The sequence below is a fragment of the Pseudomonas sp. Leaf15 genome (assembly GCF_001421425.1).
Taxonomy (GTDB): domain Bacteria; phylum Pseudomonadota; class Gammaproteobacteria; order Pseudomonadales; family Pseudomonadaceae; genus Aquipseudomonas; species Aquipseudomonas salomonii.
Genome location: NZ_LMKI01000023.1, coordinates 327,999 through 343,997, shown reverse-complemented (window position 1 = coordinate 343,997; position 15,999 = coordinate 327,999). Strand labels below are relative to the sequence as shown.

The 15,999-nt window shown below is 60.6% G+C and carries 20 protein-coding genes; 6 read left to right on the top strand and 14 right to left on the bottom strand.

All coding sequences use genetic code 11. The features are described 5' to 3' along the window. Window positions 1-130: 130 nt before the first annotated feature. The 8 genes from ASE80_RS17790 to ASE80_RS17755 form a co-directional block, all read right to left on the bottom strand. The gene (locus ASE80_RS17790; RefSeq protein WP_056860086.1) at window positions 131-835 is read right to left on the bottom strand and encodes a YoaK family protein; all 705 of its coding nucleotides are present in this window, start codon (window positions 833-835) and stop codon (window positions 131-133) included. 69 nt (window positions 836-904) lie between these two features. After that, entirely contained in the window at window positions 905-2,539 is a 1,635-nt protein-coding gene (locus ASE80_RS17785) for an ABC-F family ATP-binding cassette domain-containing protein (RefSeq protein ID WP_056860085.1), read from the bottom strand. Between the two features lie 124 nt (window positions 2,540-2,663). Then, window positions 2,664-3,713, bottom strand: coding sequence for a DNA topoisomerase IB (locus tag ASE80_RS17780; protein WP_056860084.1), 1,050 nt, complete (start codon window positions 3,711-3,713; stop codon window positions 2,664-2,666). A 74-nt stretch (window positions 3,714-3,787) separates the two neighbouring features. Beyond that, window positions 3,788-4,867, bottom strand: coding sequence for a molybdenum ABC transporter ATP-binding protein (modC, locus tag ASE80_RS17775; RefSeq protein ID WP_056860083.1), 1,080 nt, complete (start codon window positions 4,865-4,867; stop codon window positions 3,788-3,790). Between the two features lie 5 nt (window positions 4,868-4,872). Next, on the bottom strand, window positions 4,873-5,559 hold the full coding sequence (modB, locus tag ASE80_RS17770) for a molybdate ABC transporter permease subunit (protein WP_177336529.1): 687 nt from the start codon (window positions 5,557-5,559) through the stop codon (window positions 4,873-4,875). Beyond that, on the bottom strand, window positions 5,556-6,314 hold the full coding sequence (gene modA / locus ASE80_RS17765; RefSeq protein ID WP_056860081.1) for a molybdate ABC transporter substrate-binding protein: 759 nt from the start codon (window positions 6,312-6,314) through the stop codon (window positions 5,556-5,558). Before modA ends, modB begins: the two co-directional genes overlap by 4 nt. 113 nt (window positions 6,315-6,427) lie before the next feature. Beyond that, complete coding sequence (locus ASE80_RS17760; RefSeq protein ID WP_056860080.1) at window positions 6,428-7,492, bottom strand: NAD(P)H-dependent flavin oxidoreductase; 1,065 nt, start codon at window positions 7,490-7,492, stop codon at window positions 6,428-6,430. Between the two features lie 107 nt (window positions 7,493-7,599). Further along, the gene (locus tag ASE80_RS17755) at window positions 7,600-8,478 is read right to left on the bottom strand and encodes an alpha/beta fold hydrolase (RefSeq protein ID WP_056860079.1); all 879 of its coding nucleotides are present in this window, start codon (window positions 8,476-8,478) and stop codon (window positions 7,600-7,602) included. 175 nt (window positions 8,479-8,653) lie between these two features. Between ASE80_RS17755 and ASE80_RS17750 the strand changes: the two genes are divergently transcribed. Next, complete coding sequence (locus ASE80_RS17750; protein WP_056860078.1) at window positions 8,654-9,247, top strand: CGNR zinc finger domain-containing protein; 594 nt, start codon at window positions 8,654-8,656, stop codon at window positions 9,245-9,247. Window positions 9,248-9,301: 54 nt separating this feature from the next. Here ASE80_RS17750 and ada read toward each other — a convergent pair whose 3' ends face one another. The 4 genes from ada to ASE80_RS17735 all read right to left on the bottom strand — a co-directional run bounded on the left by ada (window position 9,302) and on the right by ASE80_RS17735 (window position 11,586). Then, complete coding sequence (ada, locus tag ASE80_RS17745) at window positions 9,302-10,354, bottom strand: bifunctional DNA-binding transcriptional regulator/O6-methylguanine-DNA methyltransferase Ada (RefSeq protein ID WP_056860077.1); 1,053 nt, start codon at window positions 10,352-10,354, stop codon at window positions 9,302-9,304. 75 nt (window positions 10,355-10,429) lie between these two features. After that, window positions 10,430-11,095 (bottom strand): DNA oxidative demethylase AlkB, encoded by a 666-nt coding sequence (alkB, locus tag ASE80_RS17740; protein ID WP_056860076.1) that lies wholly within the window; start codon window positions 11,093-11,095, stop codon window positions 10,430-10,432. Between the two features lie 3 nt (window positions 11,096-11,098). Next, the gene (locus ASE80_RS30815; protein ID WP_156376419.1) at window positions 11,099-11,257 is read right to left on the bottom strand and encodes a hypothetical protein; all 159 of its coding nucleotides are present in this window, start codon (window positions 11,255-11,257) and stop codon (window positions 11,099-11,101) included. A gap of 26 nt (window positions 11,258-11,283) precedes the next feature. Beyond that, window positions 11,284-11,586 carry a DUF1883 domain-containing protein gene (locus tag ASE80_RS17735; protein ID WP_003173824.1) on the bottom strand — a complete coding sequence of 101 codons (303 nt, stop codon included), beginning with the start codon at window positions 11,584-11,586 and terminating at the stop codon, window positions 11,284-11,286. A 213-nt stretch (window positions 11,587-11,799) separates the two neighbouring features. On the opposite strand from ASE80_RS17735, the gene ASE80_RS17730 reads away from it, so the two are divergent. From ASE80_RS17730 to ASE80_RS17715, 4 genes are all read left to right on the top strand, one after another. Continuing rightward, window positions 11,800-12,150, top strand: a complete 351-nt coding sequence (locus tag ASE80_RS17730; protein WP_056860075.1) for a hypothetical protein — start codon at window positions 11,800-11,802, stop codon at window positions 12,148-12,150. A 171-nt stretch (window positions 12,151-12,321) separates the two neighbouring features. Continuing rightward, window positions 12,322-12,969, top strand: a complete 648-nt coding sequence (locus tag ASE80_RS17725) for a c-type cytochrome (protein ID WP_056860074.1) — start codon at window positions 12,322-12,324, stop codon at window positions 12,967-12,969. Beyond that, window positions 12,966-13,889 (top strand): c-type cytochrome, encoded by a 924-nt coding sequence (locus ASE80_RS17720; protein ID WP_056860073.1) that lies wholly within the window; start codon window positions 12,966-12,968, stop codon window positions 13,887-13,889. The genes ASE80_RS17725 and ASE80_RS17720 overlap by 4 nt, the downstream gene beginning before the upstream one ends. 89 nt (window positions 13,890-13,978) lie before the next feature. Further along, a complete protein-coding gene (locus tag ASE80_RS17715) occupies window positions 13,979-14,209 on the top strand; it encodes a hypothetical protein (protein ID WP_056860072.1) in 231 nt (76 codons plus the stop codon). 9 nt (window positions 14,210-14,218) lie between these two features. On the opposite strand, the gene ASE80_RS17710 is transcribed toward ASE80_RS17715, so the two are convergent. Together ASE80_RS17710 and ASE80_RS17705 are read right to left on the bottom strand one after the other, a co-directional pair. Further along, complete coding sequence (locus ASE80_RS17710; protein ID WP_017135492.1) at window positions 14,219-14,503, bottom strand: hypothetical protein; 285 nt, start codon at window positions 14,501-14,503, stop codon at window positions 14,219-14,221. 144 nt (window positions 14,504-14,647) lie between these two features. Further along, window positions 14,648-14,836 (bottom strand): hypothetical protein, encoded by a 189-nt coding sequence (locus ASE80_RS17705; RefSeq protein WP_017135493.1) that lies wholly within the window; start codon window positions 14,834-14,836, stop codon window positions 14,648-14,650. 308 nt (window positions 14,837-15,144) lie between these two features. Between ASE80_RS17705 and galU the strand changes: the two genes are divergently transcribed. Next, on the top strand, window positions 15,145-15,984 hold the full coding sequence (gene galU / locus ASE80_RS17700; protein ID WP_003212579.1) for a UTP--glucose-1-phosphate uridylyltransferase GalU: 840 nt from the start codon (window positions 15,145-15,147) through the stop codon (window positions 15,982-15,984). The last annotated feature ends 15 nt before the right edge of the window (window positions 15,985-15,999 follow it).

Genomic DNA, 15,999 nt, shown 5'->3' with positions numbered 1-15,999 from the left:
TTTTTCGGAAATGCCCGGCGGGACAGGCGCTGGACATTGAATTATCATTCCTCCCGCTCGCTCGACGTGATGGCTCTTTACCAGTACACGGACGTCGAGGCCTTATCGTCGAGCGGGCCTCGTTTTCTTCCTAGCGCGGCATGTAGCCCAAGTGCCAGCGCCGGGGGATCTTCAGTGACACCATCCCCAGCACGGCGGCCAATGCGCCACTGACCAGCAGCGCCTTGAGCCCGAGCTGGTGCTCCAGCACCGCGCCAATCACGGCGCCCACGAACATGCCAACCCACGGCACCAGTTGCACCCGCCAACCATTACGCCGCTCCCCCAGTATCCAGCGCCCCAACCCGCGGCCAAAACGTGAGAGCGCGCCGGTCACATAGGTCAGGCCCACCGGCAAACCGTTGACCTCTTCCACGGCAGCATTGAGCATGCCCATCGCCAGAATCGCCGCCAGCAGCGCCGGCAACGTATCGTCGAAGGGCCACAGCGCGGCGCCGCACAACAAGGCGGCGATGCACAGCAGCAAAGGCAGCGCATGCCGGCGGCTGAAGCGGCTGACCACCACGCCCAGTGCGTTGCCCAGCACAAACATCGCCACCAGCAACAGCAGGCGCCCGGTCAGGCCCAGGTCACCGGCGCTGATTGCCACCGCCAGGCGCGTGGTGTTGCCGCTCATGAATGAGACAAAATCCCCGCTGGCCATAAAGCCAATCGCATCGGTCATGCCCGCCAGCACCGACAGGCTGGCCACCAGCATCAAGCCGACCCGCCCGCGCCAGCGTTGGCGATGGGCAAGCGCTGCATTGGCGTAAGGCCTTTGGGACGAAGGCAACATAGGAGCGGGCTCCGCAGTGAGATTATTCGGCCACTACCGTAGGACGCTTTGGCGGTGCATGCAATGACCTCAGACACTTTCCAGTCGCCAGCCGTTGGGCTGCCAGATCAAATGGTGGGTCGGCCGGATCGCCTGGATGAACGCCTCGTCATGGGACACCACGACAATGGCCCCGGTAAACCCGCGCAGCGCCTGCTCGAAGGCCAGTACCGATTCCAGGTCCAGATGGTTGGTGGGCTCGTCCAGCAATAACAGTTGCGCCGGCGAATCGCGCCACAAGGCAATCGCCATCGCAGCTTTCAAGCGTTCGCCGCCGCTCAGTTGGCCGGTGGGCTGGGTAACGCGCAGGGCGTCCAGTTGCAACAAGGCCAGGCGCGTGCGCAGCTCGGCTTCGGCCAGGGGCGTGTCGAGCAGGTTGAGTTGTTCGACGATGGAACGCTCATCCGTCAGCAGCGCCAGGTGCTGATCGATATACGCGGCGGGTATCGACACCGTGCAGGCGCCGCTGACCGCTTGCCATTGGCCTGCCAGCAGCTTGAGCAGGGTGGACTTGCCGCAACCGTTCGGCCCACGCACGGCCACGCGTACCGGGCCGATCAGGTTGAGCGTGAGGTAAGTCGCCGGCTGGTGCGGGTCGATCCACGGCAGTTGGGCGTGCTCCAGGGTGAGTACGTGTCGGCCGTTGGGCAAGGCCGAGCCGGGCAGGGCGAGCAAGGTCGGGGTTTCATCGACGACACGCGCATAAGCCTTGCGCACCTGGCCATCCAGCTCATGCTTGTAGGCGTGGTGAGCGCTGCGCGCCGTGCTGACGACTTCCTTGGCGGCGCCTTTCCAGCGGGCTTTGGTAAAGCGATCAACGTTGGCGGTTTCGGCATGCTTGCGTGAGCGGGCGGCATTGCGTTGCAGGCTGTCGTGATCTTTTTGCAGGCGCTTGCGTTCGCGGCTGCGTTGCAGGCGAGCATGCTCAAGCGCCATGGCGGCAGCGTACTGTTCGGTATCGCGTTGCTGGCGATAGGCGTCGTAATTGCCGCCATACACACGCATGCCAAGGGGCGACAGCTCGACGATGCGCGTCAGGGTATTGAGCAGCTGTCGATCATGGCTGACCACCACCAAACCGCCGCGCCACTCGCGCAAAACCCGCAGCAGCCACTCGCGCCCATGGCTGTCGAGGTGGTTGGTGGGCTCATCCAGCACCAGCAGGTCCGGCGCCGCCAATAGCGCACCGATGACGGCAACCCTGGCCAGTTGGCCGCCACTCAGTTGATGGGCTGGCGCGTCAAAGCCGAGCGCGTGTAAACCCGCGTCATCGAGTGCGGCACGCAGGCGTTCGGCAAGGTCCCAGCGATCGTCAATCAGCTCAAGGTCACCGGACCGGGCCTCGCCTCGGGCCATGCGCTCAAGCGCGGCCAAGGCCTGGGCAGTGCCGGTGATCTGCGCAAGGCTTTGTCCAGCTTGCAGCGTCAGGCTCTGTGCGACGTAAGCTACGCGGGCCTTGCCGTCCAGCGTACCGGAAGAGGGCGCAAGCACCCCGGCAAGCAGCTTCGCCAGGATACTTTTGCCACGACCATTACGGCCGACAATCCCGGTGGGTGTGTAATCAATGGACAGGGTGAGGTCGTCCAGCAAGGTTTCGCCATTGGCGAACTGGAAGCACACGTGTTGCAGGGAAACCAATACGGGCAGGCGTTTGACGTCAGTCATCAGCACCTCCAAAAAAATGTCGAACAGGCCAACAAGCGCGCCAGGCGGCTCGTTGCAGGTACATTTTGGAAGGCTTAGTGGTTCACGTCGGCGCTCATCCCGTGAGTCAGAAGGGACCCGCAGGCTAACCCGGCTTGGCGCCCTTGGGCAAGTCGGTGGCCAATTGCTCGAGGAACATCGCCAGCGCGACTTCTTCGGCTTTGAGGCCCTTGCGCACCCGTGGCTTGGGCAACTTGGACAGCTCGCCCAGGCTGAAATGCTCCAGCACGGCAGGGTGGATATAGCACTTGCGGCACACCGCTGGCGTATTGCCCAACTGTTTGGCGACGTCCTTGACCATCGCCACCACGTGGCGCTTGGCATCGGATTCAGGCTGCCACTGCAATTCGCGCAACACCGCCAGCGCCATGGCGGTGCCGGCCCAGGTGCGGTAATCCTTGGCGGTGAAATCGGCGCCGGTGAGGCTGTGCAAATAGGCATTCACGTCGTGGGAACTGACGGTGTGGCGCTCGCCGTCTTCGTCCAGGTACTGAAACAGATTCTGCCCTGGCAACTCCAGGCAACGCTTGACCACCGTGGCCAGACGTCGGTCCTTGACGCTGACCTGGTGCTCGACGCCACTCTTGCCGCGAAACTGAAACTGGATTTCGCTGCCCTTGATGTCCACATGGCGGTTGCGCAGGGTGGTCAGCCCGTAGGATTTGTTGTCGCGGGCATATTGGGTGTTGCCGACGCGGATCAATGTGGCGTCCAGCAACATCACCACGGTGGCCAGGACTTTTTCACGGGTGAACCCCGGCGCGGCGATTTGCGCTTCCAATTGTTTGCGTAATTTGGGCAAGGCCTTGCCGAACTCTTGCAGGCGTGAGTATTTGTCGGTGTCGCGCACTTCGCGCCAGCGGCTGTGATAGCGGTACTGCTTGCGGCCTCGGGCATCACGGCCGGTGGCTTGCAGGTGGCCGCGCGGGTCGGCGCAGATCCACACATCGGTGTAGGCCGGCGGCACGGCCAACGCATTCAGACGCTTGATTTCATCGGCATCGGTGATGCGCTGGCCTTTGGGGTCGACATACTGAAACTTGCCACGCAGCTTTTTGCGGCGGATGCCAGGTTGGGTGTCGTCAACATAATGCAGGTCGCGGGGCAGGTCGGCAGGCAGCGCAGAGTCGGGCATGGTGCAGGTTCCTTGGCAACAGATCAGGCCGGTATACCTGATTGACCACAGGGTTTTGCGCGGGTGCCAAATACTTACGCCAACACCGCCACCGCCTTGATTTGCGCCCACAACGTCTGGCCCGGATGCAGGTGCAGTTGGTCGCGGGAAAAGCGGGTAATCCTTGCCAGCAGTGGCGTACCTCCGGCATCCAGGCGCACCAGCACGTGGGCGCTGTTGTCCGCCGCTATTTCCTGGGTGACCGTCACCGGCAAGCGGTTGAGGATGCTGCTGGCTTCTTCGGCGTGCAGGCTGAGGCTGACGTCGCGTGCCTGCACCTTGACCCGCAACGGTTTGCCCAACGCCAGTGGTGCATGAGCCACGCGCATTTGCAACGGGCTGTCGGGCAATTGCAGGGTGAGCAGTTGATAGTGTTCATCGTAGGCAATCACGCTGCCATTGATGACCACACCGGCGTCATCGCCGAGTGCCATCGGCAAGTCCAGGCGTGCCAGGGTTTCGCCGATGGGGCCGCTGGCCAGGGCCTTGCCGTCGCTTAATAGCACGATGTGATCGGCCAGCCGCGCGACTTCGTCCTGGGCATGGCTGACGTACAGCACCGGAATATCCAACTCATCGTGCAGACGTTCGAGGTAGGGCAGAATCTCGCTTTTGCGCTTGCTGTCCAGAGCTGCAAGGGGTTCATCCATCAACAACAGCTGCGGGCTGGTAAGCAGCGCGCGGGCGATGCCGACGCGTTGGCGTTCGCCGCCGGACAAGTGCTGCGGGTGGCGTTCAAGCAAGTGGCCAATGCCCAGCAGTTCGGCGGCCTGGGCCAGGTCCACGCGGCGAAGCGAGCGTGCAATACGCTTGAGGCCGAATTCCAGATTGGCGCGCACCGACAAATGCGCAAACAGGCTTGCCTCCTGGAACACATAACCCAATGCGCGCTTATGCGGCGGTACAAACACACCGTTGCGGCTGTCTTGCCAGACCTCTTGGTTGATCTGGATAAACCCGTCTTCAGCCCGCTCAAGCCCGGCGATACAGCGCAGGCATGTGGTCTTGCCGGAGCCGGAATGCCCGTACAGCGCGGTCACGCCACGGCCGGGCAGGTGCAGGTCTACGTCCAGGGCAAAACCTGGGTACTTCAGGTTCAGGCGTACATCAATCATGGCGGTCAGCTCCAGCCCATCCTGGTTTTACGGCTGGAATAGAGCGCCAGCAATACGAGAAAAGCGAACACCACCATGGAGCCGGCCAGCCAGTGGGCCTGGGCATACTCCATGGCTTCGACGTGGTCGTAGATCTGCACTGAGACCACGCGGGTCTTGTTGGGGATATTGCCGCCGATCATCAGCACCACGCCGAACTCACCCACGGTGTGCGCGAAGCCCAGAATCGAGGCAGTGATAAACCCCGGACGGGCCAGGGGCAGGATCACCGTGAAAAACGTGTCCCAAGGGTTGGCGCGCAACGTCGCCGCCACTTCCAGTGGGCGCGTGCCAATGGCAGAGAAGGCGTTTTGCAACGGCTGCACCACAAACGGCATGGAATAGATCACCGAGCCGATCACCAGCCCGGCGAAACTGAACGTCAGGGTGCCCAGGCCCAGCCATTGGGTGAACTGGCCGAAATAACCGTTGGGCCCCATGGTCAACAGCAGGTAAAAGCCGATGACCGTCGGTGGCAACACCAACGGCAACGCGACAACCGCGCCTATGGGGCCGCGCCACCAGGAGCGGGTGCGCGACAGCCACAGGGCGATCGGAGTGCCGATGATCAGCAGGATCACAGTCGTCAGCGACGCCAGTTTGATGGTCAACCAGATGGCGGAAAAATCGGCACTCGACAGCGGCATAGTCAGTTGGCCAGTTCGTAACCGTAGGACTTGATCACCGCAGCGGCTTTTGGCCCCTTGAGGTATTCAACCAGGGCTTTGGCCGCCGCGCTGTCCTTGCCTTTATTGAGGATCACCGCGTCTTGCTTGATCGGGTCATGCATGGCCGCCGGGACGATCCACGCCGAGCCGCTGGTGACCTTGCCGTCCTTGTAGATCTGCGACAGCGCGACAAAACCCAACTCGGCGTTGCCGGTGGACACGAACTGGTAGGCCTGGGTGATGTTCTGGCCTTCGACCAGCTTGTCCTTGACCTTCTCGGTGAGGCCTTCTTTAGCCAGCACTTGAGTGGCCGCCAGGCCATAAGGCGCCGCTTTCGGGTTGGCGATGGACAGGTGTTTGAAGTCGTTTTTCTTCAGCACGTCGCCCTTGGCATCCACATAACCTTCTTTGGCCGACCACAGCGCCAGGGTGCCGACCGCGTAAGTGAAGCGTGAACCTTTGACCGTGTCGCCTTCGGTTTCGAGCTTTTGCGGGGTGGTGTCATCGGCGCTGAGGAACACTTCGAACGGCGCGCCATTTTTGATCTGGGTATAGAACTGGCCAGTAGCGCCGTAGGCGGCGACCAGTGTGTGGCCGGTGTCTTTTTCGAAATCGGCGGCAATCGCCTGGATCGGCGCGGTGAAGTTGGCAGCTACTGCGACCTGGACTTCATCGGCGTGGGCAGTGCCGAAGGCAAAGGCGGCAATAAGGGTGGCCAGGTGTGAAGCGCGGATCATCATGAAGCAGCTCCTTGGGGGTTGTACGGCTTGTTATAGGTAGAAGGCTTTACCGCTATGTATGGGAATATATAGCGGTTGGCCATTGCCGGTACAGTGCAAAGTTGCCCCAAGTGTCAGTCGCGCTTGAGCTTGGCCAGTGCCTGTTCGGCCAACTGACGGGTCAGGTCATAGCTGGAAATATCTTTACCCAGACGCAGTGCCTGGCCTGCCCACAGGTTGCTGAAGCCGGCTTCATCCCTGGCCTTGAGTGGCATCAGGGCGCCGCCAGCGGTGGGGAATGCCGGTGCCGTTGGGTTGATCGCGCCCAGTTCACGCATCACCCGATTGACGATGCCGCGCGCCGGGCGGCCGGTGAACAGGTTGGTCAGCGCGGTTTCGCTGGCCTGGGCATGGCGCAAGGCATAGTGGTGTGACCCGCTGACGGTGGCTTCAGGGGTGAACAGGTACGCAGTGCCGATTTGCACCGCCGAGGCACCCAGGGCCAATGCCGCGACGATGCCGCGTGCATCGCCAATGCCGCCTGCGGCGATCACCGGCACCTTCACCGCGTCGACCATTTGCGGCACCAGCGCCATCAAGCCGATTTGGGTGTTGAGGTCGTCACTGAGGAAAATCCCCCGGTGGCCACCGGCTTCAAAGCCCATCGCAATGATTGCATCGCAGCCATGCTGTTCGAGCCAAACGGCTTCTTCAACCGTGGTCGCCGAGGACAGCACCTTGGCACCGGTGGCTTTAACCCGATCGAGCAAGGCTTTCTCGGGTAGCCCAAAGTGAAAGCTCACCACCTCGGGGCGAAACTCTTCGACGACGTTGCAGGCGGCTTCGTTGAACGGCGCACGGTTGGACACCGGGGTGGGTGCATCAAAATCGGCGCCCAGCTCGCGGTAGTAGGGTTCCAGCAACGCCTTCCAGCGCTGGTCACGCGCTTGATCCGCAGCTGGCGGTTGATGGCAGAAGAAATTGACGTTGATCGGGCCTTTGCTGGCTTGGCGAATGGTGCTCAAGGCTTCGCGCAGTTGCTCAATGCTCAGCGCGGCGGCGGGCATTGAGCCCAAGGCGCCGGCCTGATTGGCGGCGATGACCATCGCGGCGGTGGTGGCGCCGGCCATCGGCGCCTGGATGATGGGCACGTCGATGCCCAGCAGGTCGAGAATACGGGTGTCTGGCCAGGTGCTCATGGGGCGTCTCCAGCGTGAGTAAGACTTTGCGCTGTTTTAGCAGGGCCATTGGCACCCGGCCAGTCTGTTTTATTCACTGGACAAGGTAGCGGTTTCGTGATTTTGCGTCAGTCGATGGCATGCCCCAATACCGTATGAATGCGTTCGGCGATATGCGCGGCGTGGGTTTCCAGGGCGAAGTGGCCGGTGTCCAGCAACTCGACCACGGCATTGGCATTGTCGCCCCTGTAGGCGTGGGCGCCGGGTGGAATGAAGAACGGGTCGTGCTCGCCCCAGATCACTAGCGTTGGCACCTGCGTGGCTTTGAAAAATGCCTGGAATTGCGGGTACAGGGTGAGGTTGTTGCGGTAGTCGAGAAACAGGTCCAACTGGATCTCGTCATTGCCCGGGCGCTGCATCAACAACGCATCAAGCATGTAGGACTCCGGCGCGATCAACTCAGGTGTACTTACGCCGTGCAGGTACTGGTAGCGCGTGCCTTCCAGGCTGATCACCGCGTTGCGGATCACTTCGCGGTTGGCCTGGCTGGGCTCGGCCCAATAGGCACGAATCGGTGCCCAGGCATCGCCGAGGCCTTCCAGGTAAGCGTTGCCATTTTGCGAGACCAGCGCGCTGACCCGTTGTGGGTGCGCCACCGCCAGCCTCAGGCCAACCGGTGCGCCGTAATCGAAGACGTACAGGGCGTAGCGCGTGAGTTTCAGTGCGTCGACAAAATGCCCCACGGTGGTTGCCAGGTTGTCGAAGCTGTAGCGGTAGTCGCGTTCTGCGGGCACTTCGGTAAAGCCGAAACCTGGCAAGTCCGGCGCGATCACCCGAAACCGCGTGGCCAGCAGCGGGATCAGGTCGCGGTACATGTGCGAAGAACTCGGGAAGCCGTGCAGCAGCAACATCACCGGGGCCGCCGGGTCGCCGGCTTCACGGTAGAACATGCGCACGCCGTCGGCATCGACGTGGTGGTAGCGAACGACAGGGGCTTGGATAGACATGATCAGTACGCCTTTTGTAACTTGTTTGGTTTAGTTTAGGGGTTACATCCTCTAAAAAGCTGCGCTCAAAAAAGTAACCTGTCAAATGATTTATACCGGTTATAAATCTGCCTGGTGTAACTACACAGAAATGGAAATAACGGTTACGATTGTGTCGTGATCAAGAGGATTCACCATGGCCATCTCTACGCCCTCAGTTGCACCACTCGAACCTTATGTCCTGGCCGATGAGCCGGTGTTGGACATGCTCAATACCCTGGCGACTATCGACGGCGTGCCGTGGGATTTCTGGCAGGCGGACGCGGACGTGCAGCGTTGGCTGGTGCGTTTGCAGTGGGCCGAGGCGGGCGGCATTCCGGTATTTGATGACGGCGCGTTGCTGCGCGCCGCGCGGGAGCTGCGTGAGGTGATTCGTGAATTGGTCGCCGCACGCAAGCAGGGCCAGGCGGGCAACCCGGCGGCCCTCAATGGCTTTTTGCGCAAGGCGGTGAGCCACCCGCAGTTGCTTTGGCCGGCAACCGGCGCGCCGCAATTGGAGCGCCAACGCAAAGTGCAGACCGCCGAGCAATTTTTGTCGCCGATTGCCGAAGCCGCGGCTAATTTATTGGTGGCCGGCGACTTCAACCTGATTCGCCGCTGCGAGCATCCGGAATGCATCCTGTGGTTTTACGACCGGACCAAGGCTCACAAGCGCCGCTGGTGCAGCATGGCCTTGTGTGGCAATCGGCATAAGGTGGCCGAATTCCGTAAACGAAAACTGGGGCTTTAACGGCAAGGGCGCTGCAAGCGATCAGATAACAGCCGGTGTCTATACCGGTATTCCCTAGGGTTTCACCGACTGTTCGCGCTCCAGCAGTTGCCGTTTGCGCTCTACGCCCCAGCGGTAGCCCGACAGCTCTCCATCACTGCGCACCACGCGGTGGCAGGGTATCGCCACCGCCAGGCTGTTGGCGCCACAGGCCTGGGCCACCGCGCGAAACGACTTGGGCGCGCCGATCTGCGCAGCTATCTGCGCGTAGCTGGCGGTGCTGCCCACCGGGATGTCGCGCAGTGCTTGCCACACCCGTTCCTGAAAGGCGGTGCCGCGCAAATCCAGGGGTAAATTCAAACCCAGGGCAGGGGCTTCGATAAAGCCCACGACCTGGGCGATCAACTGTTCGAATTCATGATCTGCGCCGACCAGTTCGGCTTTGGGGAACTGGTCTTGCAGGTCGCGCAGCAGGGCGTCCGGGTCATCGCCCAATAAAATCGCACACACACCTCGTTGGCTTTGCGCCACCAGAATCGCCCCCAGCGAGCATTGGCCCACGGCAAACAAAATCGTGCTGTTGGTGCCGCCGGCTTTGTAGTCGCTGGGCTTCATGCCGAGCAGTTGATTGGCGGATTCATAAAAGCGGCTGTTGGAATTAAAACCCGCGTCATACAACGCATCCGTCACCGAATGCTCGCCCTTGAGGCTGTGGCGGACTTTGCGCGAACGCAAGGCGCTGGCGTAGGCCTTGGGTGTCAGCCCGGTCACCGCTTTGAATACGCGGTGAAAATGGAATGCGCTTAGCCCGGCGCCATGGGCGAGTGCTTCCAGGCTGGGCGGGGTTTCGGCTTGCTCAATCTGCCGGCACGCCTCGGCCACCCGTTGGGCGTGGTGGGCCGCCAATTGCGTCTGGTCGCCGGCCGCGCGCTTGCTCGGGCGATAACCCGCCGCTTCAGCTTGTGCCGGGGTGTCGAAGAACTCGATGTTTTCCGGGCGTGGCAACCGCGAGGCGCTGCTGGGGCGGCCATACACGCCGGTGGTTTTAACGCCGTAGACAAACAAGGCGTCGGCCTTGGCATCGCGGGCGACGATAGCGGCCCAGCGTGGGTCTTGTTCGGTGGTCATGGCCTGCACTCTTGACGGATCAAAGCCAGATTAACCGCGTTGCTGATGGCCGACACTCTGAAGCTTGCGGTCAAATTAGCCGGCGGTGCGAAAGGTCAGGTTGATGCGTTGCGGGCCCATGACCGCATGCACGCCTTCCTTGATGGGCATCACCCCATGAAAACGCAAGCGATCGACGCCACCCCAGACCACCACGTCGCCGTGGAACAGTGAAACTTTCTGGGTTTTGTCGCTGCGCTCGTGGCCGCCAAACAGGAATATAGCCGGCAAACCCAGGGAGATTGAAACCACAGGGGCGTTATAGACACGTTCGTTTTTATCCTGATGCAGGGACATCTTGGCGCCTGGCACATAGCGGTTGATCAGGCAGGCGTCCGGGGCAAACGCGCTGAAGCCGGCTTCGGCTGCGGCAAGCGTGGCCAGTTCACGCAAGGTCTCGGGCATGGCCGGCCAGGGCTGCTGGCTGCGTGGGTCAATCGGGCTGTAGCGGTAGCCGGCGCTGTCGGTGGTCCAACCCAATGCGCCGCAGCTGCTCAGCGCTGCCGACATGGTGAAGCCGCCGGGCGTGACCATTTGCCGGAACGGCGATTGGGCCAACACCCGTCGCAACTCGGGCAGCAGGCGGTCAATCCAGGGCAGGGCGAAGCCCCTGAGTACGTAGGACTCGTCACCAATTTGCTCGCGCCCCGCCGGTTGCTGCAAGGCATCCTCAGCGAACAGGTCAGCCGTCGGGCCTGGCATGGGTTACAGCGCCTTGCTCACGGTGATGTCGGTGATTTCATCGGTGGCATCGTGGATTTTTGCCAGGGCTTCCTTGGCTTCTTCAACGCTTCCCGATGGCAGCAGGGCGAATTCAAAGCGACGTTCGCCATTGAGCTTGTACTTCATAACGTATTTAGTCACAGCGGTTTTCCTGTCGAGGGTTCGGCTCAGCTCAGTTTGGTGCTGGTGCGGCGAACGATGCGAATCTTGTGGGACAACGCAGGTTTGCGGGTCACGCTGATGGCGCGGCGCGTGACCACATCCAGGGTAATGTTCCAGAACCCGGTGCTGGGTGCGGTGATTTTCGCCGGGAATTTGTCAAACGCGCCGCCATGGTAAGTGTGGCGGCCGCCGTTCTTGAAACTGCGGAAATTGGCATCGCTCATCAGGCGAATGTTGCAGGTCTGCGAGCATTCGATGACAACGATGTCGCCCTCGTTGAGGTGCTCGCGCTGGTGGATGAATTTCATGGGGGTGTCTCCAGAAGGGCTTTTTCTGAAAAATCAGAATGATACGTAGGTTAAGATAGAGTTTATCAGCCCTGACGCGATTATTATCGGGTCGTCGTCGACGACTTCGACAATTTAAAACAGTTATTTCCCGAGTTTTCAGAGATAAATCCTACATTGGCGGGAGAAATTTTCTCTCTACGCTGTCGTAGGGTCTTTATCGGAGGTTTAAGTATGAAGTGGAGTGTGTTGGTTCTGGCCTTGGCGTTGGGTGGATGTGCTTCGGTTGCAGATATCAAGCAGACCCCGCCAACCCTAGTGGTTATTTCAGGCAAAAAACCGCCTGAATATGCCGCGTGTGTGGTCCGAAAACTGGAAGCGACGCGCCGGCCGCCGCAGATTGAGCCGCATAAGGACGGTGTACAGGTCATTGTGCCGCAGAAATTCTCGGCCGACCCTTCGGCGATCTTCGAGATCGAAGATCGCTCCAGCGGCAGCAGTATCAAGCTCTATGAAAGCATGTCAAATGTGCCGATTCGCCCAGGCGACATCAAGAAAGCCGGGGAGGATTGCATCTCCGGCTGAGCCTCTGGTTTATCCGCGTACTGAACCCGATAAAAAAGCCTGACCCTGCCGTTGCAGCGTCAGGCTTTTTTTTGCGTCTATTGAAGTGTTGTCGCCTGAGGATCATTGCCCTACTATTTGTAGGCTTATGCGTTTGTAGTCTAAGCATATAACTATAAGGAAGGAGCCGTGATGATGTTTCTGGAGCGACTGTTGATAGGCAGCGCGTTGCTATTGCTAGTGGGCAATGCCCACGCGCTGGAGGGAAAAAAGGTCTTTACCGAAGGCGGTTCACAGCCGGGCGCCATGCCCTGTGTGGCGTGCCACGGTGCCGATGGGCTGGGCCTGGCTGCCGCCGGTTTCCCCAGGCTGGCAGGGTTGCCGGCCGAGTATGTGCGCAAACAGTTGGCGGACTTCAGCAGTGGGGCGCGCAGTAATCCGGTAATGCAACCGTTGGCCAAGGCGCTGACTGAAGATGAAGTGACGGCGGTCAGTGAGGCGGTGGCGGCGATGCCGTTTCCGGGCGTGGCGACGGCGTATCGCAGCGATATGCCTGTAGGTGCCGCGCAAAAGCTTGCACTGCAGGGCGCCTGGGAACGTCAGATTCCCGCGTGCGTCAGCTGCCATGGGCCTGCCGGTGTCGGTGTAGGTGATGCGTTCCCACCGCTGGCGGGCCAGCCAGCCGCGTACCTGGCGGCGCAGTTGATGGCCTGGCAGAACGGCAGCCGTCACAATGACCCCAGCGACTTGATGGGCCATATCGCCAAGTCCCTGACAGCAGAAGAAGTGCAGGGCGTGGCTCAGTATTTCGCAGGGTTGAAGCAGGAGGCCAAGCCATGAAGCCCTTCACGTTAGCGGCTGTACTCGGCTTGCTGGTTGCACTGCCTGCCCACGCGGCACCGATTGCCATGGAAGACCAGTCCCAATTGCAACCATCGGCCAAGCCCGCGGCGGCCGACCTCTTCCAGCCGCCACAGGAAAGCGAGCTGCCCGACAATGCCTACGGCAAGCTGGTGCGCCAGGGCTACGCCTTGTTCGTCGACACCAAACGCCTGGCGCCACAGTTTGTCGGCAACGGGCTCAACTGCAGCAATTGCCACCTGGATCAAGGCCGCCTGGCCAACTCGGCGCCGCTGTGGGGCGCGTACCCGATGTACCCGGCGTATCGAAAGAAGAACGACAAGGTCAACACCTTCGCCGAACGCCTGCAGGGCTGCTTTCAGTTCAGCATGAATGGCGGCACGCCACCGGCCGCCGACAGCCCGGAGATTACCGCACTGTCAGTCTATTCCTACTGGTTGGCAAGCAAGGCGCCACTGGGCGTGGAGCTCGCGGGGCGCGGCTACCCGGACGTGGCGCAACCGGCCGAGGGTTACAACCTGGCCCAGGGCGCCGAGGTGTATAAGGGCCAGTGCGCGGTGTGCCACGGCGGCGAAGGGCAGGGGCAAAAGGTCGGTGACAGCTATGTGATGCCGCCGCTGTGGGGCAAGGATTCCTACAACTGGGGCGCCGGCATGCACCGAATCAACACGGCTGCCTCGTTCATCAAGCACAATATGCCGCTGGGCAAGGGTGGCAGCCTGAGTGATCAGCAGGCGTGGGATGTGGCGGCCTACGTCAACAGCCACGAACGACCGCAGGACCCACGCCTGGTTGAAGGCTCCATAGAGAAGACCCGGGTCAAGTTCCACGCCAATGACGGGGTCAATCTTTACGGTCAGACGGTAGAGGGCGTGCTGATCGGGCAGGGCATCCGTTAAACTGTCGGCCATTCAATGCGCCATTCAATGCAAAGATGCCGCTCAAACCCTAGGTTTGCGCGGCATTTGTCCTTCCTGGAAAGCCCGTCATGAAACGAGAACACGTCAAAGCCCGACATGCCGAAGGCCATATTTCGGCCACCCATGTTATCCAGAACCCCGCCGACCTGGGCGAGTGGATCGTATTTTTCAAGAAGAGCGGCGGTCGCAGTTACTTCCTGGTTGACGATCAGGACGAGGTTGAGTCATTTCCGCGCCTGGACGACCTGATCGAGACCTTGCGCGGCCTGGGGATCAAGTTCGCCGAAGTTCATCTGTAGCGCGCAGGGTTACTTGCACACCACCACGACGCTGCGGCTTTTGAAGTTGCCCACGTCTTTACCCAGGGTCTTGTCGCTTTCCTTGAGTGCCGGCGTGCCTTCGGTGCCGACGATGCGGTAGCCGGTGCCTGCACACGAAGCGTCAGCTTTTTCGTAGCAACTGGCCCACGAATTGGCCTCGCCCGAGCAGTCGATGGTCAGGCCTTGCTCACCGTTTTTCAGGTAGGTGTCGGACGTGGTGGTGCAGCCGGTCATCAGCGCCAGGGCCGCAGTCAGTGCCAGAATCTTGTTCATGAGTTGGGTCGTCGTTGAGGGTGTAGGTGGGGCGCAGACACTGTCGTGGGGCGTTTTCAGCAAGATTATAGCGAACGGCCATCAAGGTACAGACAAACACAAAAAAGCCCCGTCGACCGGGGCTTTGTGCGCAAGCAATGACGCTTACTTTTTATCTTTTGGGCGCTTGCTCGACGCGTGGCCGGCTTCATCCACAAACACTTCAGCCACCGCAACGGCCATGCTTTCGCTCGCGAATACCCCGGCGACGCTGTCGCCGTGGAAGTTGATCAGGTGCCAGCCGTCCGCTCGCTTGGTGATCAGGTAGCCGTTTACGCCTTTGGGTTCTGACATCTATCAATCTCGTGGTGTGGTTCAGGCGAGCAATGATAGCGCCAATTGGCCCTGGGGCGCGCAAGTTGTTGCAGGTCAGTGCCGTGCGGCGAAAAGCGTGCTAAAACCATTGAGGCGCTCGTAAGCAAAGGGGCGATGGCGGGTTATGTCGCGTCCTGAGTAAATGCTCTTCGTAGGATCAGCGGAACTTACGCGCACATTTTTTCTCTATGTTGACATCGCAACGCCAGCAGGACCCATTGTAAGGTGACTGCGGCCTGATTAGACTGCGCCGAATTCCGTACGCACAGCCCTTTGTAAGGACTTATATGATCAAGAAATGCTTGTTCCCAGCAGCCGGTTACGGCACTCGCTTCTTGCCAGCGACCAAAGCCATGCCCAAAGAGATGCTGCCGGTGGTGAACAAGCCACTGATTCAGTACGGCGTCGAAGAGGCACTGGATGCCGGCCTGAACGAAATCTCCATCGTTACCGGCCGTGGTAAGCGCGCGCTGGAAGACCACTTCGACATCAGCTACGAGCTGGAAAACCAGATCAAGGGCACCGACAAAGAAAAGTACCTGGTCGGCATCCGTAAACTGCTCGACGAGTGCTCGTTCTCCTACACCCGTCAAACCCAGATGAAAGGCCTTGGCCACGCCATCCTCACCGGCCGCCCGCTGATCGGTGACGAACCGTTCGCCGTGGTCCTGGCGGACGACCTGTGCGTCAACCTGGAAGGCGACGGCGTACTGACCCAAATGGTCAAGCTGTACCAGAAATACCGTTGCACCATCGTTGCGGTTCAAGAGGTCGACCCTCAGGAAACCAACAAGTACGGCGTGATCGCCGGCGACGACATCGGTGATGGCCTGATTCGCGTGCGTGACATGGTTGAAAAACCGGCGCCGGAAGATGCGCCTTCGAACCTGGCGATCATCGGTCGTTACATCCTGACGCCGGACATCTTCAAGCTGATCGAAGAAACCGAGCCAGGCAAAGGCGGCGAGATTCAAATCACCGACGCCCTGTTGAAGCAAGCCAAAGATGGCTGCGTGATTGCCTACAAATTCAAAGGCCGTCGCTTCGACTGCGGTGGCGCTGAAGGCTACATTGAGGCCACCAACTTCTGCTACGAACACTTCTACAAGACCGGTAAGGCTTACTGATTCACAGTAGCTCGC